This window comes from Microbulbifer weihaiensis (genome assembly GCF_048323715.1).
Classification (GTDB): domain Bacteria; phylum Pseudomonadota; class Gammaproteobacteria; order Pseudomonadales; family Cellvibrionaceae; genus Microbulbifer.
Genome location: NZ_JBLWFL010000006.1, coordinates 188,818 through 211,014 on the forward strand (window position 1 = coordinate 188,818; position 22,197 = coordinate 211,014).

General features: G+C 56.7%; 20 protein-coding genes and 3 tRNA genes. 14 read left to right on the forward strand and 9 right to left on the reverse strand.

Annotated features, from left to right (window positions below; translation table 11 throughout):
* Positions 1-53 precede the first annotated feature (53 nt).
* From ACNKU7_RS09000 to ACNKU7_RS09060, 13 genes are all read left to right on the forward strand, one after another.
* Positions 54-881, forward strand: coding sequence for a hypothetical protein (locus tag ACNKU7_RS09000; protein WP_418296639.1), 828 nt, complete (start codon positions 54-56; stop codon positions 879-881).
* A gap of 89 nt (positions 882-970) precedes the next feature.
* Positions 971-1,744 (forward strand): hypothetical protein, encoded by a 774-nt coding sequence (locus ACNKU7_RS09005; protein WP_418296640.1) that lies wholly within the window; start codon positions 971-973, stop codon positions 1,742-1,744.
* A 258-nt stretch (positions 1,745-2,002) separates the two neighbouring features.
* Entirely contained in the window at positions 2,003-2,623 is a 621-nt protein-coding gene (locus tag ACNKU7_RS09010) for a MotA/TolQ/ExbB proton channel family protein (protein WP_418296641.1), read from the forward strand.
* Positions 2,624-2,652: 29 nt separating this feature from the next.
* Positions 2,653-3,072 carry an ExbD/TolR family protein gene (locus ACNKU7_RS09015; protein WP_418296642.1) on the forward strand — a complete coding sequence of 140 codons (420 nt, stop codon included), beginning with the start codon at positions 2,653-2,655 and terminating at the stop codon, positions 3,070-3,072.
* A gap of 110 nt (positions 3,073-3,182) precedes the next feature.
* Complete coding sequence (gene msbA, locus ACNKU7_RS09020) at positions 3,183-5,021, forward strand: lipid A export permease/ATP-binding protein MsbA (RefSeq protein ID WP_418296643.1); 1,839 nt, start codon at positions 3,183-3,185, stop codon at positions 5,019-5,021.
* A gap of 49 nt (positions 5,022-5,070) precedes the next feature.
* Entirely contained in the window at positions 5,071-6,108 is a 1,038-nt protein-coding gene (gene lpxK / locus ACNKU7_RS09025; RefSeq protein ID WP_418296644.1) for a tetraacyldisaccharide 4'-kinase, read from the forward strand.
* Complete coding sequence (gene kdsB / locus ACNKU7_RS09030) at positions 6,105-6,887, forward strand: 3-deoxy-manno-octulosonate cytidylyltransferase (RefSeq protein WP_418296645.1); 783 nt, start codon at positions 6,105-6,107, stop codon at positions 6,885-6,887. Before lpxK ends, kdsB begins: the two co-directional genes overlap by 4 nt.
* Positions 6,888-6,917: 30 nt before the next feature.
* Entirely contained in the window at positions 6,918-7,940 is a 1,023-nt protein-coding gene (murB, locus tag ACNKU7_RS09035; RefSeq protein WP_418296646.1) for a UDP-N-acetylmuramate dehydrogenase, read from the forward strand.
* A gap of 75 nt (positions 7,941-8,015) precedes the next feature.
* Complete coding sequence (locus ACNKU7_RS09040) at positions 8,016-8,624, forward strand: alpha-ketoglutarate-dependent dioxygenase AlkB family protein (RefSeq protein ID WP_418296647.1); 609 nt, start codon at positions 8,016-8,018, stop codon at positions 8,622-8,624.
* A 196-nt stretch (positions 8,625-8,820) separates the two neighbouring features.
* The gene (locus tag ACNKU7_RS09045) at positions 8,821-9,468 is read left to right on the forward strand and encodes a response regulator (RefSeq protein ID WP_418296648.1); all 648 of its coding nucleotides are present in this window, start codon (positions 8,821-8,823) and stop codon (positions 9,466-9,468) included.
* Between the two features lie 76 nt (positions 9,469-9,544).
* Positions 9,545-11,359: an excinuclease ABC subunit UvrC gene (gene uvrC / locus ACNKU7_RS09050; RefSeq protein ID WP_418296649.1), complete on the forward strand. Its 1,815-nt coding sequence runs from the start codon at positions 9,545-9,547 to the stop codon at positions 11,357-11,359.
* Positions 11,360-11,505: 146 nt separating this feature from the next.
* On the forward strand, positions 11,506-12,081 hold the full coding sequence (gene pgsA, locus ACNKU7_RS09055; protein WP_418296650.1) for a CDP-diacylglycerol--glycerol-3-phosphate 3-phosphatidyltransferase: 576 nt from the start codon (positions 11,506-11,508) through the stop codon (positions 12,079-12,081).
* A 245-nt stretch (positions 12,082-12,326) separates the two neighbouring features.
* The gene (locus ACNKU7_RS09060; RefSeq protein WP_418296651.1) at positions 12,327-12,929 is read left to right on the forward strand and encodes an HNH endonuclease family protein; all 603 of its coding nucleotides are present in this window, start codon (positions 12,327-12,329) and stop codon (positions 12,927-12,929) included.
* A gap of 47 nt (positions 12,930-12,976) precedes the next feature.
* Here ACNKU7_RS09060 and ACNKU7_RS09065 read toward each other — a convergent pair whose 3' ends face one another.
* From ACNKU7_RS09065 to ACNKU7_RS09100, 8 genes are all read right to left on the reverse strand, one after another.
* Positions 12,977-14,335: a serine hydrolase domain-containing protein gene (locus tag ACNKU7_RS09065; protein ID WP_418296652.1), complete on the reverse strand. Its 1,359-nt coding sequence runs from the start codon at positions 14,333-14,335 to the stop codon at positions 12,977-12,979.
* 207 nt (positions 14,336-14,542) lie between these two features.
* Positions 14,543-14,629, reverse strand: a tRNA-Leu gene (locus ACNKU7_RS09070).
* 76 nt (positions 14,630-14,705) lie between these two features.
* Positions 14,706-14,779, reverse strand: a tRNA-Cys gene (locus tag ACNKU7_RS09075).
* Positions 14,780-15,275: 496 nt separating this feature from the next.
* Positions 15,276-16,544, reverse strand: coding sequence for a hypothetical protein (locus tag ACNKU7_RS09080; protein WP_418296653.1), 1,269 nt, complete (start codon positions 16,542-16,544; stop codon positions 15,276-15,278).
* Positions 16,545-16,627: 83 nt separating this feature from the next.
* Positions 16,628-17,614 carry a bifunctional Delta(1)-pyrroline-2-carboxylate/Delta(1)-piperideine-2-carboxylate reductase gene (lhpI, locus tag ACNKU7_RS09085; protein ID WP_418296654.1) on the reverse strand — a complete coding sequence of 329 codons (987 nt, stop codon included), beginning with the start codon at positions 17,612-17,614 and terminating at the stop codon, positions 16,628-16,630.
* A gap of 30 nt (positions 17,615-17,644) precedes the next feature.
* Positions 17,645-18,769, reverse strand: a complete 1,125-nt coding sequence (locus tag ACNKU7_RS09090) for a proline racemase family protein (protein ID WP_418296655.1) — start codon at positions 18,767-18,769, stop codon at positions 17,645-17,647.
* Positions 18,770-19,059: 290 nt separating this feature from the next.
* A tRNA-Pro gene (locus ACNKU7_RS09095) sits at positions 19,060-19,136 on the reverse strand.
* 144 nt (positions 19,137-19,280) lie between these two features.
* A complete protein-coding gene (locus ACNKU7_RS09100) occupies positions 19,281-20,129 on the reverse strand; it encodes an acyl-CoA thioesterase (protein WP_418296656.1) in 849 nt (282 codons plus the stop codon).
* 101 nt (positions 20,130-20,230) lie between these two features.
* Between ACNKU7_RS09100 and ACNKU7_RS09105 the strand changes: the two genes are divergently transcribed.
* Positions 20,231-21,103, forward strand: coding sequence for a GntR family transcriptional regulator (locus ACNKU7_RS09105; protein ID WP_418296657.1), 873 nt, complete (start codon positions 20,231-20,233; stop codon positions 21,101-21,103).
* A 99-nt stretch (positions 21,104-21,202) separates the two neighbouring features.
* Here the strand turns inward: ACNKU7_RS09105 and ACNKU7_RS09110 are convergent, their stop codons facing one another.
* Entirely contained in the window at positions 21,203-22,171 is a 969-nt protein-coding gene (locus ACNKU7_RS09110; protein WP_418296658.1) for a proline racemase family protein, read from the reverse strand.
* Between the last annotated feature and the right edge of the window lie 26 nt (positions 22,172-22,197).

Below are 22,197 nucleotides of genomic sequence, written 5' to 3' on the forward strand. Positions count from 1 at the left end.
ACTCGGTGCTATCGTGCCATGTAATTTCAACAATAGTAGTTTTGGTTGATCGTATGAAAATTAGTCAGGTAGCCGGAGCGATCCTCGTAGCCGCGGGCATTGCGATTCCCGGCGTTAGTCTCGCCGCGGAGTGGAAATACACACTCGGTACCGATATCAGTAGCGGTGATTACGGTGATACCGCAGACACTGACATCGTATCCATGCCATTTACCGCAAGTTATTCCCCGAATGCGAGCTGGACGTTCAAGGCCTCCCTGCCATGGACGCAGGTCGAGGGCCCCGGTGGTGTGATTCCCGGTGGTGACGGCGGATTTCTTGTCGGTCCGGGCAAAGGCAAAGGCAATGGTAATGGCGGTGGCAACAGCGGTGCTGATGAAGTAGTTATCTCCAGTGCTTCCGGTCTCGGCGACCTGTGGCTGACGGGTACCTATAGCCTTGAGCCAATCGCACAACAGTACTTTGTTGACCTCTCTGCGAAGTACAAGGTGCCGCTGGCTGATGAAGACAAGGGGCTGGGTACCGGCGAGACGGATTACACCCTGCAGGCCGAAGTATTCACAGTGATGGGTGACTTTACGCCGTTTGTCACTCTCGCCAAAAAATACAAGGGCGACCTGCCTGACGTAGAACTGCGTGATGTCTGGTATACCTCCGTGGGCAGCGGTTATCGCCTCAGTGACATTGCAAGCGTTGGTGCTTCCCTGGATTACCAGCAGGCAGCGACCGCCCAGGCCGACAGGCAGACCGAAGTATTTGGCTATTACAGTCACAAGCTCAGCAATCAGTGGAGCGGGATGGTGTATGGCTATATCGGCTTGGCCGACGGCAGCCCGGATCAGGGATTTGGCGTTCAGGTCAGCTACCGTCCGGCAAATTGATCCCCGGCTTAACGCAAACTTATTTTGATGATGACGATGCCGGCACGCAAAAGTTGCCGGCGTAACCAGAGTAACCAGGAGAAAGCAGGATGAAGCTTCCATTTAAAGCGACAGCACTGGCCGCAGCGTTGGCGGGCGTTGTTGTAATGCCGCAGGTTTGGGCTGATGAAGATTTACCTGAGACTGATGTCGAGGTGGTTGAGGTAGCCAGCTCTGTGCCCGGTGACCGCATTGCCGGTATGTTTAGCGACTTCTTCGGTGGCGAACAGGAAGCCCAGGATGTAGTGGCCGGATTGCGCGATGGCAGTATCCATTTTGTTGAAGTGGTCGCTGAAGGCGAAGATGGCGCTGATGAAGGCGTTGTAGTTGAAGTTGAAGTTTCAACAGGCGATGCGCCGGAAGTGGAAGAGGGCGCTGAGGGCGGCGCTGGTATGGGTTACGGAAACGTCGTGATAGCCATGGCGCTTGCCGAGCAGCTGGCTGGTATTTCCCAGGCCGAAGCAGCTGAAGGGGAAATGGGGCTTGACGCGCATGCTTCCCTGAATGAAATCCTGCGCATGCGTCAGGTAGATGGCATGGGCTGGGGACAGATCGCCAAGTCCCTTGGCGTGAATCTGGGTGAGGTGATGAGTGGTATCCGCTCTAACCGTCCTGACATGAGCGAAAAGACTGCTCGCCATGAAGAACGCGATGCGATGCGTGCCGAGAAGCATGCAGAGCGTGACCTCGCCCGTGCCGAACGCACCGCCAAGGCGCCCAAGGTAGAGCGTGTGGCAAAAATGGATCGCCCGGAAAAACCGGTTCGCCCGGAAAAAGCCGAGCGCCCTGAAAAACCGCAGCGCCCGGAGCGCCCCGGTAAGTAATTCTCAAGACTTGCCGTCCTCTAGAAAAGCCGCCGCAAGGCGGCTTTTCTTTTTGATACATAGTATTCATGCGGCTTGCGCGCGGTTGGGTGGCCCCGAAGGTTTTGCAATCCTGTTCACAAGGATGAAAAACATGCCCCGCGAGCGCTTAGCCCGCGCCACGACCTGTGGTAGAGTCTCCGGCCACGACCTGAATTCGCTACGTTCAAGTTCAAGGTTCGGTCACTTTCCGTTCCGTTGTTTTGGGGCATAGAAAACGTGTTAGAAATTATAAAAAGCGGCGGCTGGTTAATGCTGCCAATCCTGCTCTGTTCTGTTGCTGTCATTGCCATCTTCATTGAGCGCCTCTGGAGCCTTAATGAGCGCAAGATCGCGCCGCGAGGCCTGCTGGGTGAAGTGTGGAGCAGTTTGAAAAACAATCAGCTGACCACCGAAAAAATCAAGGAGCTGCGTGATTCGAGCCAGCTCGGGCGTATCTTCGCCGCCGGCCTGTCCAACTCCCGCCACGGCCGTGATGTCATGAAAGACAGCATTGAAGAAGCCGCCAGTCAGGTTGTGCATGAGCTTGAGCGTTTTTTGAACGTGCTTGGCACCATTGCCGCGGTGGCGCCACTGATAGGCCTGCTGGGTACTGTAGTGGGGATGATCCAGGTATTTACCGCGATTATGCTGGAAGGCACTGGAAATGCGGGCGTGCTCGCCGGCGGTATTTCCCAGGCGCTGATCACCACCGCAGCTGGTTTGACCGTTGCCATTCCCGCGCTGATGGCGCACCGCTATTTCCAGCGCAAGGTGGATTCCATTGTGGTCACCATGGAGCAGGAAGCGGTAAAGCTGGTTGATGCCCTGCATAGCGACCGCCGTATCGAAGCTGCGTAAGCGCCCAGAGCCAAACCGAGGAGCGCTGCATGCAATTTCGCCGCCAGAGTAAAGAGCAGGAGGGGATCAACCTCACACCACTGATCGATGTGGTGTTCCTGCTGCTGATTTTCTTTATGGTGACGACCACCTTTACCAAGGAAAGTCACCTGAAGTTGAACCTGCCCGAGGCCGCAGGCCCCAAGGCAGATAACCCGCCTTCTACGATTGAAGTGCTGATCAATGCGGATGGATCTTACGCCGTCGATGGTCGCGCGCTGATCAACAAGAAACTGACTACGCTGAAATCTGCGCTGTCGGAAGTGTCTGGTGGGGAGTACAATCGCCCGCTGATCATTACCGCAGACGCCACTGCCGAGCACCAGGCAGTGGTTCGCGCCATGGATGCCGCTGGCCAGCTGGGGTTTGTCCACCTCAGTATCACCACCCGGCAGCCGGGCGAACAGTAATCTATATAGTGTTGAACCACTCGGGGTTGCGGAGACGCACCCGGGTGGCTTGCTGATGCGGGCTTCGCCAGGTTGGCGGCGCCCGTGCAGGACACACTGCCAAGAATTCTATGGATAAAACGCCTCTACCCGTGCAGACGCCTGAACATGGCGCCCGTACCTATCGCCGCCTGTTATCGTATGCACTGCCTCAGTGGCCGCTGTTTGTGCTTGCGGTGCTGGGCTTCATGCTGTTTTCCTTTATGGAAGTCACGCTGATTGCCGTGACCGAGCTTCTGCTCGACGCCGTGGGGGCGGGTATCCAGCAGGGCCGGGGTTTCCTGTCCCAGTTTGTCGCCGGGCATTTCCCCGGCGGTGTGATGCCGCAGGATACCGCGCGCTGGCTGGTACCGGCCGCTATGCTGATGATCATTGTGTTCCGCGCCATCGGAAACTTTGTCGGCAGCTACGGCCTGGCTTATGTGGCGCGTGCGGTTATCCATCAATTACGCACAGAGCTGTTCGAGCATATCGGTCAGCTGCCGAGCAGCTATTTTGACCGCTTCACCGGGGCCTTTCTCATTTCCAAGGTCGCCTACAACGTTGAGCAGGTCACCAACTCCATTACCAAGGCATTGAAGACCATGATCCGGTCTTCGTTCACCGCGATCGGGTTGCTGACCTACCTGCTAATGGTGAACTGGAAGCTGACCCTGACCTTCTTCCTGTTTGTGCCGATCATTGCGGTGATTGTCAGCGTGGTGGGCAAGCGTTTCCGCAAGCTGAGCCATCGTATTCAGAACACCATGGGCGACGTCACGCACGTTACCCAAGAGGCGATCAACGGGTACGAAGTCGTCAGGATGTACGGTGGTCGCACGTATGAAAATGGTCGCTTCCAGGCCGCGAGCAATGCCAACCGCCAGCAATTCATGAAGCTTGTCGTCGCCGACAATGCCAGTGTTTCCGTAATCCAGATCATGGTGGGTTTGGCGACCGCCGTGCTGGTCTGGTTCGCATTGGCGCCAGGTATGGTTGAGTCGATGACGCCCGGGGTATTTGCATCCTATATCGGTGCTGCGGCTTCTCTCGCGAAACCGATACGTAACCTTTCAGAGGTGTATGCGGAAATCCAGAAGGGTATTGCCGCGGCAGAGAGTATCTTCGAGGTGTTTGATGCGCCGAAGGAGCCTCTGGGCGGTGATCTGGCACTGCCTGAGCCGGTCACTGGCGCCGTGCGCTTCGAGCATCTCGGGTTCCGTTACACCGACAAGGGGCCACCGGTATTGAGCGATATCGACTTTTCTGTCGAATCCGGTCAGACCGTGGCGCTGGTTGGCGCGTCCGGCTCGGGCAAGAGTACCCTGGTGAGCCTGCTGTCGCGGTTCTACGAACCTACGTCCGGACGGATCCTGCTGGATGGCGTGGACATTACACAGGTTCCGGTGGCGGCGCTGCGCGAGCAGATCAGCCTGGTATCCCAGAATATTGTGCTGTTTAACGATACGGTGTATCGCAATATTGCCTACGGTGAGCTTGGCAGCAAATCCGAAGCCGAAGTGATGCGTGCCGTTGAGCTTGCTCACGCGCAGGAATTCATTCAGGAATTGCCGCAGGGGTTGCAGACCGTTCTCGGGGATAACGCCCAGATGCTGTCCGGAGGGCAGCGCCAGCGACTTGCGATTGCCCGGGCCCTATTGAAAGATGCGCCGGTACTGGTGCTGGATGAGGCCACGTCCGCACTGGATAACGAATCTGAGCGTCACATTCAGGCCGCGCTGGCGGAGGTGATGAAAAACCGCACCACCTTCGTGATCGCCCACCGGTTGAGTACCATTGAAAGTGCGGACCGCATCCTGGTTATGGATCAGGGGCAAATTGTGGAAAGCGGAACGCACACGGAGCTGCTTGCGCAAGGTGGCCGGTATGCATTGCTGTTGCGCCAGCAGACTGGTGAACACCTGGGCTAGTTTGAGGTTCAGTCGAGAACAACGCGGACGAGGGAGCGAGTAGGGCAGAATGTCTCTGGAAGACTGGTTTAACAAACGCTGGTATCCGGTGAGCGAAGGTGGAGACAGCGGCGTTGGCCGCATGTACTTGCCGCTGCTTGCGCCGCTGGAAGTGGCTTTTCGCCAGGCTTCGCGGCTGCGCAAACTGCGCAGCAAGCCTGCTCCGCTGCCTGTGCCGGTCATTGTGGTCGGCAATATCACCGTGGGCGGGGTGGGTAAAACGCCCCTCGTCGCCGAGCTGGGGCGCTGGTTGCAGGAGCGCGGTAAAAAGCCGGGCATTATCAGCCGGGGATACGGTGGCCGTGCCCAGCATTACCCCTATAACGTTACGGCGCAGTCGCACCCGCTGGAATCCGGGGATGAGCCCTTGATGCTGCACCTGATGACCGGGCTGCCGGTCATGGTGTCGCCCAAGCGTGCGCAGGCTGCCGAGGCGCTGATCGAACAGCACGGGTGTGACGTGATCCTGTCTGACGATGGCCTGCAGCATTACGACCTTTGGCGCAGCCTTGAGATCTGTGTGATCGACGGATCCCGCGGGCTTGGCAATCAGCATTTGCTGCCACGCGGGCCGTTGCGGGAATCCACTGAGCGGCTCGCAAGTGTGGATATGGTGGTGGTAAATGGCCCACCTTCTCAGCGTGTGCTCTCGCAATGTGAGGAGCACCTGGATTACACCATGCAGCTGCAACCGTCGCGCTGGCATCAGTTCAACCTGGATCAGACCTCAACGCTCAAACTGGAGTCCGGGCCCGATCTGGGGCCCTGTCACGGTGTGGCAGCGATCGGTAATCCCCGGCGTTTTTTCGATGCTCTGCGAGCCCTCGGCTATACGGTGATGGAAATGGCCTTTCCGGATCATCATCAGTTCAGCCAGAGCGAGCTGCAGCTCGACGGTATAACCCCGGTCATCATGACGATGAAAGACGCAGTAAAGTGCCGTGATTTCTGGCAGAGCCACTGGTGGGCCATTGAAGTCCATGCAGTGTTGCCGGATCTCTTCTATCAGCGAATTCACCAGCATATCGAGGGCTTTAAACCCGCATGAGCGCTTCGGACAAACTTGCCCCTGTTTCATTTGATGTGATCATACCGGCCCGCTTTGCATCGAGCCGCCTTCCTGGTAAGCCTCTTGCTGATATCGCAGGCAAGCCGATGGTGCAGCGCGTGCACGAGCGCGCCGTCCAGAGTGCCGCTGAGCGCGTTGTTGTCGCCACGGACGATATGCGTGTTGCCGAAGTGGTGCAGGGCTTTGGCGGTGAGATTTGCATGACCTCCGCCGATCACGCCTCGGGAACCGATCGCCTGCAGGAAGTGGCAAGCAATCTGGGATTGGCGCAGGATCGGATTCTGGTGAATGTTCAGGGAGACGAGCCGCTGATCCCGCCTGCAGTCATTGATCAGGTTGCGCGAAACCTGGCCGAAAATACTGCAGCTGGCGTAGCGACTCTGGCGGAGCCGATAACCCGCATCGAAGATTTCCTGAATCCGAATATCGTTAAGGTGGTGGCCGAGGAGAGTGGCCTGGCGCGTTATTTTTCCAGGGCGCCGATTCCATGGCCGCGAGACGCTTTTGCAAACTCAAGGGATGCGCTGCCTGAGGGGTTGAATCCGCGCCGTCATATCGGCATCTATGCTTACCGGGCGGCGCAACTGAACTTGTTTGTCAGCTGGCCAATGGCACCGCTCGAGCAGTTTGAGGCGTTGGAGCAGTTGCGTTTTCTTTATCACGGACAGGCCATTCATGTTGCCGACGCCATGGAAGAGGTGCCCGGTGGAGTGGATACGGCCGAGGATCTCCAGCGTATGCGCGATCTGTTCGTTTGACACTGGCGATGGGGCATACAGCGGTAGCACATGATTCGAAGCGATATTGATCTCCAGCCTTTCAATACAATGACAATCGCCGCGCGCGCGGACTATTTTGCCGAGGCGACCAGTCTCGAAGAGCTGCGGGTTGCGCTGGATTTTGCGCGCGAGAAGCAGCTGCCCATACTGCCCCTGGGCGGCGGCAGTAATATTGTGCTCACCGGGGACTTTCCGGGCCTGGCACTGCACGTCGCCCTCAAGGGGTTAAAGCTCGAAGACCTGGGGAACCAGACGCAGATTACCGCGGCCGCCGGTGAAAACTGGCACCAGCTGGTGATGCATACCGTTGCCGAAGGGCTCGGCGGGCTGGAAAACCTTGCCCTGATCCCCGGAAATATAGGCGCATCCCCGATTCAGAACATTGGTGCTTATGGCGTCGAGCTCAAAGACAGTTTTCACAGCCTGACTGCGATGGAAATCGAGAGCGGCGCACTCGTTGAATTTTCGGCAGAAGAGTGCAGGTTTGGTTATCGCGACAGTATTTTCAAGCAGGATGCGCGCGATCGTTACCTGATCTGCGAGGTGCGCCTGCGCTTGCCACACCAGTGGGCGCCGCAGGTGTCCTATCCCGCACTGCAGCAATATTTTGCTGCGAACTCTGTGGCTGAGGATACCCTCAAGCCGCAGGATGTCGCCGCCGCAGTCATTGCCATTCGCAACTCCAAGTTGCCAAACCCTGTGCAGATTCCGAATGCGGGCAGCTTCTTTAAAAACCCGGTTGTCGATGACGCACAGTACACTCAGCTGCGTCAGCAGCACCCGCAGCTGGTGGCGTTCGCCGCTGGCGAGGGCTGGAAACTGGCTGCCGGCTGGTTGATCGACCAGGCTGGATGGCGCGGTTTCGAGCGAGAAGGGGTTGGCGTCCACAGTCAGCAGGCGCTGGTGTTGATTAACCCCGGCCACTGCTGCGGCAGCAAGGTTGTCGCTCTCGCCATGGAAATTGCCGCCGATGTCAAAGCGAAGTTTGGTGTGGATCTCGAGCCTGAGCCCCGTTTTTACCCAGGTGTATAGGGCGCGCCGGGGGCTAGTTTGAGCGCGCCTGAGGATAAACTGCCACTCGACTTTGCTGCCGCGGCGGAGCAATTGTTGGCACTGCCTGATGCCGAGGATATTCCGCTATTCCCTGGGCGGGCAGTCTATGTGCCGGCCTGGCTCGACTCCAATCACGCGAGCGTCGTTCTGGCGGCCTGTGTCGACAACTTACACTGGACCAGTCCAACCCTGAAGATGTTCGGGCGCGCGCATCAGATTCCGCGCCGGCACGCTTTCGTGGGGGATGCCGGTGTTCACTACCGCTGGTCCGGGCTAGTGCAGACGGCGGAGCCCTGGATACCAGAGCTGTCAGAAATCCGTGCCCGCCTTGCCTGTATCGGGCTGTCATTTAATTCGCTGCTCGCCAACCACTATCGGACCGGGAGGGATAGTATGGGGTGGCACGCGGATGATGAGCCGGAGCTCGGGCAATTGCCCGTTATTGCAACCATCAGCCTCGGGCAAGCGAGAAAGCTTCGATTTAAGCCGAAAGGTGAAGGTGCCTCCCTGGGAGTTCTTTTGCGACATGGTTCGCTTTTGCTGACTTCAGGGGAAGTGCAGCAGCACTGGTTGCATCAGGTTGCGAAGAGCCAGGCCAGAATGATCGACCGGGTCAGTCTTACTTTCCGTTATATTGGTTTGGAAAGCCAAGCTTCGATATAACTTTTCACTTTTAAGCCTTGTAGTCAGCGCGCTTTGCAGCGCTTGTTTTGTCTGGTATGTTTTCATCAGGCTCTGTGGATGGATACTTGCGGGAAATTCCCGTTGGGCAAAAAAACAAGAAACACAGTTTCGCGCGGGTGCTAACTTGTAGGAAAATCTTGCGCGATCTGACTGAGAATCCGTAGTTGGGGCTAATTTGATAAAAGTCTTAGTGGTAGACGATCACGATTTGGTGCGCATGGGAATATCGCGCATGCTGGGTGACGTTGCCGATATCGAAGTGGTGGGCGAGGCCAAAAGCGGCGAGGAAGCCATTGCTTTTGTGCGTGAATCAGAGCTCGACGTGATTCTGATGGATGTCAGAATGCCCGGGATGGGGGGAATGGAAGCCACTCGCAAGGTGCTAAGCCGCTTTCCCGATGCCCGAGTGATTGCCGTCAGCGCACTGGACGATGAGCTTTTCCCGACCCGCCTGATCGAAGCCGGTGCCAAAGGTTATGTCACCAAGGGCGCAGACCTGGAGGAAATGGTGCGGGCCATCCGCGCTGTCATGGCGGGTGATACCTATATCAGCAGTTCGATTGCTGGCAAGCTGGTTTGGAACAAGACTCGCGGGGGCAACAGTTCACCCTTTGGTGAGCTCTCCGAGCGCGAGTTGCAGACCGCGGTCATGATCGTGAATGGCAGCAAGGTATCTGAAATTGCCGAGACATTGTCGGTCAGCCCGAAAACAGTCAATACCTACCGATACCGCATTTTTGACAAGCTGCATATTCACTCTGACGTGGAGCTCACCTTGCTGGCGGTAAAGCACAACGTACTCGATCCGGAGGAGGCGTTGTAGAATATGGGTTCGCCCATGAATGAGATTACGAAGACAGGGGCCGCATGCGGCCCCTGTTTTTTTGAAGCTGCAGCCGATGTTTGACAGTAAACGTTTCCTTCCCACCGTCACCCGAAAACCGGGCGTCTACCAGATGTTCGATGCCAGCGGTGGCGTGCTGTATGTCGGTAAGGCAAAGAATCTGCGCAATCGACTGGCAAGCTATTTTCGCGCCACAGGGCTCACCACGAAAACCATGGCGCTGGTGGAGAAAATAGCGAATATCGAAGTCACGGTTACCCGCAGTGAGACGGAAGCGCTGGTGCTTGAGCAAAGCCTGATCAAGTCCCAGCGGCCACCCTATAACGTCATGCTCAAAGACGATAAGGGGTATCCGTATATCTTTCTGTCCACCAGTGACGCATTTCCCCGAATCGCTTTTCACCGCGGGTCAAAGCGCAAGAAAGGTGACTATTTCGGGCCATTTCCCAATGCGTCTTCGGTGCGCGATAGCCTGAACTTCCTGCAGAAAACCTTTCGCATCCGCTCCTGCGAAGACAGTGTATTTGCCAACCGCTCGCGGCCCTGCCTGCAATACCAGATCGAGCGCTGCACGGCACCGTGCGTCGACTATATCAGTCAGGAGGAGTACGGTGCTGACGTACGCCATGCACAGATGTTCCTGCGCGGTAAAAGTGACACCATCATGCGCGAGCTGGCCGAAGAGATGGAGGCGGCGTCTTGTGCGCTGGAGTTTGAAAAAGCCGCGCGTCTGAGGGATCAGATTGCGGCGTTGCGACGGTTACAGGCGGACCAGGTTGCAGAGAGCGGGGCAGGGGATGTCGATGTGCTCGGTGTGGCCACCGAGGGCGGCCTCTGTTGTGTGCATATCCTGTTTATCCGCCAGGGGCGAATTCTTGGTAGCCGGAGTTATTTCCCCAGCGAGAAGCTGGGGTTGAGCGCTAATGAGCTGCTGTCGGCATTCATACCGCAGTTTTATCTCGGCGCGCAGCGCGAGATGCCGCGGGAAATCCTGGTGTCGGAGTTGCTTGAAGACAGCGATGTCATCCAGCAGGCGTTGAGTGCGCACGCGGGTCGCGAAATCGCAATTTCCCACAAGCTCCGTGGCAACCGGGCGACCTGGGTGGAGATGTCCCAGCAGGCCGCCATGCAAAACCTGCAAAGCCGGACCGCATCCCAGCAAAAGCTGCAAAGCCGCTTCGAAAACCTGCAGGAAGTGTTGCGGTTGGAGGAGCTGCCTGAGCGGCTCGAATGTTTCGATATCAGTCATTCCAGTGGCGAGGCGACGGTTGCCTCCTGCGTTGTCTTCGATACCGGTGGGCCGGTGAAGTCAGACTACCGGCGGTTCAATATTGAAGGCGTCGCGGCCGGCGACGATTATGCGGCCATGGGCCAGGCGCTCAAGCGCCGTTACACGCGTCTATCCAGCGGGGAGGGGCGGTTCCCCAATATCCTCCTGATTGACGGTGGTAAAGGGCAGGTGGCGCAGGCGGTCGATGTATTAAATGAGCTTGGTGTGTCCGGGGTGCAGATCATCGGTGTCGCCAAGGGGACAACGCGCAAGGCTGGCTTCGAAACTTTGCATGTAGTGGCGGAAAACCGCGAGATGGTATTGAATGCGGATTCGCCAGCGCTGCACCTGATGCAGCAGGTCAGGGATGAAGCTCACCGCTTTGCGATTACCGGCCATCGACAGCGGCGCGACAAGAAGCGCCGTGAGTCGCCGCTCGAAGGGATTCCGGGGGTGGGCCCCGCCCGCCGTCGAGCCTTGCTGCATCACTTTGGCGGGTTGCAGGAGCTGCGCCGGGCTACGGCCAATGAAATTGCCAGCGTGGAAGGCGTGAGCCGAAAACTTGCCCAGGATATATACTCCGCTCTGCATCATGAGTAGTGTTTACTGCCGGGTGATAAAGGTTCCCGCTACAGCGATCGAGTATTCAATTGGCTCCGGGAAACCATGATGACGTTTATTTTTAGGGCAGGGCTTGCTAAGTTACGCACTGCCGACGAAGTGTGTTCAGCGATATAAGGACCAGCATGACCCTTGCCAATCAACTTACCCTGCTGCGTGTAGCTCTGATTCCGGTTTTGGTGCTGGTATTTTACCTTCCGTACAAGTGGAGCTACTTTGCTTCCGCGCTGATATTTTCTGTTGCTGCGGCAACTGATTGGCTGGATGGCTACATTGCGCGCAAGTATAACCAGAGCACGCCGTTCGGCGCTTTCCTGGATCCGGTGGCCGACAAACTGATGGTGGCGACCGCCCTGGTGCTGCTGGTTGATCTCCACAACTACATTTTCTTCACGATTGCTGCTGCGGTAATTATTGGCCGTGAAATTGCGGTATCCGCGCTGCGGGAATGGATGGCCGAACTCGGCCTGCGCAGCAGCGTTGCGGTGAACTACATCGGCAAGGTGAAAACGACGGCCCAGATGGCTGCAATCATCGTCCTGCTGGCGTTTGATGTGCGAGAGTTTCCGGTGATGGAAACCATTGGCTATATCTTGCTCTATGTCGCCGCCGCTCTGACACTCTGGACCATGATCATTTACCTGAAAGCCGCCTGGCCAGCATTGGCTGGCGAAACCGCCCCGAGCGAAAAGGATTCGTAGCCAATACGCTGACAGCTGCGCGCTATCGACCAGCTGAAATTTCAAACGCCCGGCTTTGTAAGTCGGGCGTTTTCGCTTTTTTTGGGGGCTTGAATCCAGCCCCGCACCGTCATAGCTTCCCATAGCCTCCGCTGCGTATCGCCGTGTTGCAACAGGCTTCACAGATCTCACATCAAGGATATTCGCGCCAACCCCTCTAATGTACGATCGTCCCATTTGGGTTGATCTAATAAGGGAAGGGGGTTGTGTTGCAGCGCAATAAATTCATTCAATCGGATTGGTCATTCTCTCGCTTTGGTTCCGCGATGGTTTTGCTGGCAGCGCTCGCTGGTATCGCTGTTGCTGAAGCGTCCGCGCAGGGCGGTGGATATAAGCGCGCGGAATGGCTGCCGAGATGGTCTGACCGAGACAGTGATTGCCAGGATACGCGGCATGAGCTGTTGATTCGCTTCTCACTCGCACCGGTGACATTCAGCGATGGCCGGGAGTGCAAGGTTGTGAGCGGTCTGTGGATGGATCCTTACACGGGTAGCTTTTTCGAGCTGGCATCGGATCTGGATGTAGAGCACATAGTCCCGCTCAAATGGGCCCATGATCATGGCGGGGCAAACTGGAGCCGGGAGCTGAAGCGCCAGTTTGCTGAAGACCCCGACAACCTGTGGCTGGTCGATGATGGCCGTAACCAGAGCAAGGGGCACCTGGGTCCGAATGAGTGGATGCCACCTTACGGTCCGGTAAAAAAATTCTATCTGCAGCGCTTTATGGCGGTCGTCGAGAAATATGGGCTGCAGGCAACGGAAGTCGAGCAGCGCCTGTTTCTCGCGATGCTGGACGCTCATCAGGGCTGACCTTGGATCCTGGGGCGGGGCTTGGGGTGGATTCAGTGGTGATGCCGCTAGGGATTGCCGAGGCAGCTCAGGATGCGTGCAAACTGGCGCTCCATCGGATAATCACCGCTCGTCCAGCCCAGGCGTACCACAACTGCTCTGTGGCTGGGGCAGACCATGAGCTTTTGTTCGCGGTTGCCGAGCATGAAGCAGGCATCCGCTGGCAGTGTTTGGTAGCGCGGCGGTGTACCCGGGGCGGAGTTCAGCCATAGTTGGTACCCGTAGCGTGGATCATTGGCGCTCGTATTTGGGCTTGTTGCTCTGTGAATCCAGTCAGGGCTGATTAGCGCCTGGCTGCCGATGCAGCCGTTGTCCAGGATGAGTTGGCCGAGCCTTGCCCAGTCTCGAGCCGATGCGTAGGCGTAGGAGCTTCCGGTAAATACGCCGCAGGCGTCGGTTTCCAGCAGCGTGTTGGCCATCTGCAGTGGCTCCAGAAACTCCCGAAACAGAAAATCAATACACGCCTGCGTGCCCCCCAGTTTCCGGTGCATCCACAGTGCCAGCAAATTGGTGGTGCCGGATGAATAGTGGAAGTGGCTTCCGGGCGGATGTTGGAGCTTGCTCCGCAGGGCGTAGTCGGCCGTGCCGGGCGTGGTGAACAGCATGCGGGTTACGTCGCTTCCGGGCGCGTAATTTTCATCAAATGCCAGGCCGGGGCACATCTGCAGTAATTGTTGGAGGGTTATGCGCGATTTACCATCGCCGTGCCATTCGGCAAACAGGTTTTGCGCGTGAATGTCCGCAAGGCCAAGTGTTTCCATGCGTCCCACTAGTAAAGCAGTCAGGCTCTTCGCCATCGACCAGCCCAGCAGCTTCGTTTCCCTGGAAATTAAGGGCGCATAGGATTCCGCAACCAGCTCCCCATTCTGGATCGCGATCAGTGCACGAGTTTCCAGTTGGTTCTCCAGATCTTCTTTGAGTATTTGATCGAGGAGTGCTTCGGCTTTCAGGGAAGAGTGTCCGCTGTTCCCTTCCTGTGGCCAGGTATGGTGATCAGGTGTGATCGTGGGGACTCGAATACGCGAAGGATCGTATAGGAGGGTGCTGCCCAGTGTGCAGCCTAGCCCTTTGTGATAAGTGGCTCGCGACTGCCGAATTCTGCCAATGCGCGCGATAACTTGGCTGTTTTCGAACTTGAGGTCGACAAAGCGAAAGGCCCATGAGTAGCCCTTTAGGTCGTGCAGTATCCTGCTGCGATCAAATCCAGAAATATGCCTTGCCGAGCAGGCAAGCTTTGCCGATAAGCCGGTAAGCACTTCCAGCGTATCGTGTGCCCGCCTGAGCTGCCTGCCAAGCCATCGGTAAAATTTGGAAAGTAGCCAGGAAAGAATTCCGAGCACCAGGAATCCAATAAAAATGCTGTCCATCCAATTAAGTGGCCCTGCGAAAATCTAGAAAGAGCATAGGACAGGCGGCGAGGTGGAACGAAAATACGATGGGCTTCAGCGTGATTTTGCTTGGCGGAAGATCCCTGCCGGGAGTATTCGTTAGAGGTCAGTAGGGGAGGGCGCGCGCAAGGTGCAATCGGGTGCCGGCACCCATGTGCTGGGTAATTTACAGTGCATCGGGAAACGTGGTGCCCAGAGCCGGACTTGAACCGGCACGACCAAAAGGTCGGGAGATTTTAAGTCTCCTGTGTCTACCAATTCCACCATCCGGGCAGATGGTCCACACACAGTGAATCGTTCACTGGAGCTGGTGCTGCCAACCAATCACTAGGTGATTGATCAGAGAAAATGGAGGCTAGGGTCGGAATCGAACCGGCGTACACGGAGTTGCAGTCCGCTGCATGACCACTCTGCCACCTAGCCATAGGTGTTCGCCCTGAGGCGTAAAAAACGCTGCTGATTCTATCTGACTCTTGCCAAAAATCCTAGCGTTTTCTGATACTTACGCGCCATGTGGTGCGTTGAGAGGGCGCTATTCTAGGGATTGGGCTCTAATAGTCAAGGGGTAATTGACCGTGGGGTTTATCTTTTTTTTCCTGACTGAAATGTGGCCTGCCGCGAAATAGAAAGCGACAGGCAGAATTCGGATGAATGGCTGTTGCGGGCTTAATTAACTTTCCAAATTGGGGGAGGGGGATCTATTCCCAATTGATCTAAGTTATTCGCCCAGTGCGCTGGCAAATCCGGGGCCGTCGACAATACTGAGTGTAGCTGGCTAGCACACATCTCCCCCAAGTCGTGTTTAGTAGTGCCGGCCCGGGCACCTTCCTCCATACGGGTGTCCATGTGTGTTGTAAGGATGAAATCCTCCAAGTTTCACTCCTAATGGTCTTGGCCCTGACGCTCTCCCCCCCCGTCGTCAGGGCTTTTTTTTGCCTTCAAGAAATTCGCGGTCGAGCAAGGTGATTTCCTCGCCGGCGGCCTTGTTCACCAGTGTGCGGAATTTCTTCAATGTGACCTTGCCGCGATCTGCGGCCAGCGATGTCACCACATTATCCAGGCTCTGCTTGCCGTCACTGGCCTCCTGAATAGCGGTGTCGACGCAGTGCAGTACCCATACCGCACGTGCAGTGATTGGCCCGGATGAGCGCTTGACCAACAGGTTGGGCGATTCCTCGCCCCACGTCTTGAGCGCTTCAAGGGTCTGCTGGTATCGACGTTCACTGATGCCTTTGGTGCGGCGCAGCGTCTGCAGTGAATAGTATTCGGCGATGCCTTCGACGATCCAATCGCTTTCGTGGTCGCCACGAATCCCGGTCCCAACGTGGACCAGCTCATGCAGGAGGCTGCTGGTGCGGTTGCCCGAAATCAGCGGGCGGTCGGAGTGGATAAACAAGGAGCGCGTGCCGGAAAGTCCCCCGCGCCACATGGGGTCACCGGCCATGACGATCAGTAATTTCTCGGGGAATTGCGGGAAGACTTTTTTCAGCTCCGGAAGTGTCCAGCTCAGGAACGCGAGCGTGTCCTGGCGCCGAATATTCTTACCAAGGGGAGCAGCAATTACGGTATCGGTACCGTCGATAATGTCCTGCCGGCTGCCGATCCGTCCCGAGATCAGCCAGCCTTTGGGGCGGATAAAGCGGCGCCCGGGATCTTTAAGTTGGAAAATGCCCTGTTCATCTTTGACGTAAGGGGCGAGGGTATTCCATTTTTTCGGCGTCACCACCTCCAGGGTGGCACGGGACTGAAGCTCTTGCGGTGCACGCGCGGAGATGGGGGGGATCAGTTTGTCACTGCGTAGAATCGCCCACTTGTTGATGATGCGGGAGTCGTAACTGCCCGACGACTTTTTCGCGTCGATCACAAACTGGTAATGGATGGAATCCTGTTTGCCCTTGGGGGTCCAGACTGCATTCTCACCTTCAATTGTGAGGGAGTCTCCATCCAGGTTTTTATGCCGGTCGGGATCCAGGTGTAATGTCAGCTGGGTTGGTAACTGAGCGCCAGACAAGGAAATTTCCACATCCGCCAGACCGCTTTCCGGGTCCAGCTGTGTTTTGTACAGAATATCGTAGTACTGGCGTTCGGCTGCAGAGGCACTGCTAATCGCAAGCGCGGTGCCAATGAGTAGAAGGGCCGCAGCAATAGCGGCCCGGCCGGTCGAAATGAAAAACGTACTTTGGAGCATGAATACTATCTGGCTCTGGTTACCTACGGGGGCCGTTACATGGTATGACCGCAGAGAAGGTTAACAGTGCCAGGCTAGAAAGCTCAAAGTGTTTCAGTGTGGAAAATGCCCGTTTTGTGATCGGTTTTACTGCTTCCTGCGATTCGCTTGTAGGTAAGTTGCGCGGCAACCAGGTCTTCCAGGGCTTGGCCGACCGATTTGAAGCAGGTGACGCCCGATCTTGGTAGTGGCGCCTTTGCCTGGCAGAGCTTGGGCAGGTCGCCGAGGATGGACTGCGGGTCGATAATGCCCTCCGCGATAGGGATGGCGAGATCCCCGGTTTCGGAAAGGGCGTGAGGCAACACGTCGGCATAGAGCGCGACCCGCTTGACCAGGAGGTCATCGGCTTCGCGCATATCGGGGCGGTAGGCGCCCACCAGGTCGATATGTTGCTCCTCGCGCAACCATTTACCGAACAGCAGCGGCGTTTTACTCATGGTGGCGCAGCTGACAATATCCGCCCTCTGCATGCCGGACTGTATGTCATTGCAAATGTTGACGTTGAAAGGTTCGCCGATAAGGGACCTTGCAACCGCCTGCGCTTTGTCAGGGTCTCTGCCCCAAATCAACACCTCCTTGATTGGTCGGACGCAGGCGTGAGCGCGTATCAGTTCCGGGGCCAGGGTTCCCGTGCCGACCATCAGCAGGGTGCTGGCATTGATGGGGGCCAGATAGTCCGCGGCCAGCGCTGAAGCTGCGGCAGTGCGTCGCGCGGTAATACTCGCTGCGTCCATGACCACTTTCGGTGCGCCTGTGGCAGCGTCGATAAGCGTATATTGCCCTTGAATCGATGGTTGCTCGCGATTGTCCGGCGCAACCACAACGGTTTTTATTCCGAGGAATCCATCGGCCTGCCACGCGGGCATTAGCAGCAGGGTATTTTCGTTTTCATGGTTGGCCGAGTAACGATAGTGATGATGGTGGCGCGGTGGCACTGTCACATTTTGAGCGCGGAATGCCTCTCTCAATGCATCGATCAGTTCCGGATATTTTAGTGCCTGCTGTACGGCATCGGCGTCAATATATTGCATGTTACTAATGTGTCTGTTGGTGGATAGGATTTAGCCGAGCAGAAAGCCGTCTTTTAATGGGTCGGCTGGGTCGATATAAAAACGGTGTTGCCCTGTGATGTGGGCGGTGCCACTGATCTCTGGAATTACCGCTGCGTGACCGCAATAATCGAGGGCTTCGGAAATTTTTCCGGTAAAAACGCCTCCGGTTATGCTCTTTACGTGAAGTGTCTGGTTTTTCGTGAGCCGGCCTTGCGCATGGTGCAGTGCCAGTCGACCGGAAACTCCGGAACCGGTTGGTGACCGGTCCAATTCTCCATCCGCAAATACGCAAACATTGCCACTGAGTATCCGGTTATCGCTCGCTGGTTCAGATGTCGATTCCGGGAGCTGGCTCATGTCCATAAAAATGGTGCCATAAAGAAAGCTCAGGTCAGGCTCAGCGGGGTGCTCAATCGAGGGCCCCTGCTGATTCACTGCTGCTTTTATGGCGCGGCCCACGCGAATTATTTCTTCTAGATTTTCCGGTGCCAGGGAGAAGGGCAGCTGGTGCGCATCTACATAAGCGTAAAAGGCACCACCGTAAGCAATGTCGTAGCGGATAGTGCCAAGGTCGGGCAGGCAAACGGATTGATCGCGGGCTAGTACGAAGGAGGGGACGCAGAGGAAGCGTGTAGAAAGTACGCAGCCATGGGCATCAGTCCTGGCGAAGGCCTGAATCCGCCCGCAAGGTGCATCAATGACGACGGGCGTTTCAGCGTCTACACAGGGTTCGACCCAGCCCATCTCCACCGCGAGCTTTGCCAGTGCAATTACCGCATGCCCGCACATGGTGCTATAGCCCTCGTTGTGAATGAAAATGGCTCCGAAGTCCGCGTCATCATCGTTGGGTGGAACCAGTATCGCGCCGTACATATCCCGGTGCCCGCGGGGCTCCCACATTAGCGCTTTGCGTAAGTCATCGTATTGTTCCCGCGCTGACCTCCTGCGGGAGAGGACGTCGTTTCCTGGTAATGCAGGGAATCCGGCAAGGATTACCCGAAGGGGTTCGCCTGCGGTGTGCATGTCGATGGTGTCAACCATCGGCCATTCCGCTGTCGTTGGCAGGCTGGGCTGGTGTAGGTAATGGTTTTGAATTCTTTGAAATGCAGTTTCTCGAGCCATATCAGCACCCAATATTGTTATTGGCGACAATAGCAATATTGGGTGCGAGCATCAATTATTTATATGCACGTTGTTCATGCTTGGGCGGGGCGTTGGGTAGGGGGCATGTGAGGGGAGAGTTGGAACACTGAAAGCCGGGGCGGGATGGGGCTTTCTTGAGACTGTTTGGCAGGTGTGTCCCCGGCTGTGTCCCGGGAGTTGGTGTGTACGGAAAAAAGTCTGCGTAGGGCATCCTAAATAAGCAGGGCTACGCGAAAAAAAGACATAAAAAAACCCGCCTATTGGCGGGTTTTTCTAAATTTTGGTCGGTGAGAGAGGATTCGAACCTCCGACCCCTTCGTCCCGAACGAAGTGCGCTACCAGGCTGCGCTACTCACCGATTTTGATCTCGTCTCAGCTTGAGATCGAGATTTTCTTCCTCTTCCTGAAGAAGTGGGCGGCATTATAGCAGCCGCCGCGCATCTGTAAACCACTGATTTCATTAAATTTAGTGTTGGGGTGGAAAATTTTATTCCGGGCCCCGTCAGCCCTTGATCTGCCTGATCAAACCTTCCTGAGTAGTGGAGGCTACCAGTATCCCATCGCGGGTGAAAATCTGGCCGCGGCAGTAGCCGCGCGCGCCGCTGGCGGACGGACTGTCGGTCACATAGAGCAGCCATTCATCAGCGCGGAACTTGCGGTGGAACCACATGGCGTGATCAAGGCTCGCCGGCATCAGGTTGCGATCGTAAAGGGATATCGGGTGGGGCTGCAGGCTGGTGCCGAGCAACGCCATATCTGAAGCGTAGCAAAGTGCGCTGCGGTGCTCGACCGGGTCATCGGACAGGCTGTCGTCGACTTTGAACCAGAACATGCAGCGGGGCTCACGGGCAGCCCGGTCAAAATAGCTTTTTGGGTCCACCGGGCGGAAGTCGACCATAAATCGGCGCTGGTCGTCTGCGGCTGTCGCCATGCCCATCTCTTCAGCCAGCTGCTGGGTATTTTTTAACCCCTCCGGAGGTATGACGCCTTCGGTCGGCATGGAGTCCTGGTGGTCAAAACCCGGCTCGTCAATCTGGAAAGACGCGGACATATTAAAGATGGCCTTGCCATTCTGGCGGGCGACTACGCGCCGGGTGGTAAAGCTGCCGCCGTCGCGGATTGGGTCAACATCGTAGATGACCGGCTTTTCACTGCTTCCCGGGCGCAGGAAGTAGGCATGTAAAGAGTGGGGGAGGCGCCCTTCGACGGTGCGGGTGGCCGCCATCAGCGCTTGTCCGAGCACCTGCCCGCCAAACAGCACCTTGCGGTGATTTTCCACGTGCTGACGGCTGCGAAAGAGATTGGTGTCCAGCTGCTCGACATCGAGCAGCTTGCTCAGCTTTTCCAACATGGGCGATACTGCCTATCTTCTGTAAAGTTTTTACATTCAATACCCGCGGTGCTACGCGATAGCCCCCCGGGAAGCGGAAAATAATAGCAAGTGTTGGCCCAATGACCATTACTGAATTCATCAAGTCTGATGTCAAAGCCGTTCTCCAGGCACAAGGCCGTCTTCCTTACCGGCTTACGCTGGGGGCGATGTCGGAACACTATAAGGTCAGTTTGACCCCGGTGCGCCACGCGATCGATGAGCTGGTTGAGGAAGGCGTGATTCGCCGGAAGGACAATGGCCGTCTGGAAGCGGTGCCGGAAGCGTTGGAAGGCGTAGTCCTGGAGTCGCCCAAACCCGATGCCACCGAGAGCAGGCTCTACGATGAGATTCGCGAGGAGGTAATTGCGCGCAGCCTCAACCAGGACTCGGAGTATCTGCGGGAGCAGGCCACCGCAGAACAGTATGGCGCGGGGCGCACGGTGGTGCGGCAGATCTTTTCGCGGTTGGCGGGTGCGGGGCTGATTGAACATGTGCCACGTTGTGGCTGGCGCGTCCGGCCGTTCAGTGAGCAGGATATGCACGACTACCTGGATATCCGTGAGATGCTTGAGCTCAAAGCCCTGGAGCTCGCTCGGGGCCAGTTCACCGATGACGAGCTGAATCAGCTGCTGAAAGCGAATAAGCCGGGGAAGGGTGCCGCCAAATCGGAACTGGATTTTGACCTGCACGATTACTGGATAGAACGCTGTGGTAACCGGTATATCGTCGAGTTTTTCAAGCGTTACAGTCCTTTCTACAATGCATTGTTCAATTACGCGGTCATTGATGAAAAAGTGAAGCGCGAAATGGCGCGGGAGCATTGCGAAATCGTCGAGTGCCTGTTGGCAAGGGATTGGAAGGGGGCCAGAAAGGCCTTGTCTTCGCATATCCGGGAGCAGCGTGAGGCGGTATCACGCATGATCGAATACCTGAATGCGAAGGAGACGGTTTAACCCTGGTCAGCAGGTTAAGGCGATTAACCACCCTGAAAATCAAGGCTAATTCACAGGCCTTATCAAAGCGGATCAGCCCGAAGGCGATCCGCTTTTTGTTTAAATGCCATAGGCAAAGCTATCTTCGGGGTCCATGATCAATCTGGATTCCGCACACACATAGGCGCTTCCGGTGATCGTAGGGATGATCCGCGGCCGGCCATCCGGCGCGTCTTCGTCTTTACGCACTTTCCCTTCGAAGACGCTGCCGATGATGCTTTCCTGCCGCCAGGTTTGCCCCTCGTCAAGGAGCCCGTCGGCATACAGGCAGGCAAGTTTTGCGCTGGTGCCGGTGCCACAGGGCGATCGGTCGTAGGCTTTGCCCGGGCACAATACGAAGTTTTTGCTGTCGGCTTTGCGCGGATCCGACGGGGGGCCAAACAGCTCGATGTGATCGATTTCGGTTCCGTCTTCGCCGCAAATACCCTGCTGCTTCAGCGCCTGTCGCACACGCCAGCAGTAGTCCGTAAGATGTCCGGCCTGATCTGCCTCCAGTGGCAGGCCGTGATCTCCGATCAGGAAAAACCAGTTTCCGCCCCAGGCGACATCACCGGTAACAGAGCCAATACCCGGTACTTCAACGCACACCGACTTGCGGTAACGGTAACTGGAAACATTATCCAGGCTTACGCGGTGGTTGTTGTGCAGCACAAACGAGATATCGCCCACGGGAGTCTCAAGCCGGTGCGCGCCGGGTGCGATCAGCCCCTGGCGGGCAAGCGTGACAGCGACACCAATTGTGCCGTGACCGCACATCCCGAGATAACCCACATTGTTAAAAAAGAGTACCCCGGCTGCACTTTCCGGGTTTACCGGTGTGCACAGCATCGCGCCGACCCAGACGTCGGATCCCCTGGGTTCGCAAATGACGGCGGAGCGAAACTGGTCGTGCTGGGTACGAAAGCGCTGTAGTCGATCGGCCATACTGCCGCTGCCAAGATCGGGGCCGCCCGCGATGATCACTCGCGTCGGCTCGCCGCCGGTATGGGAATCGACGACATCAATACTGAAATGGGACTGAACTGACACCAACATTCTCCAGATTATTTTTAGAT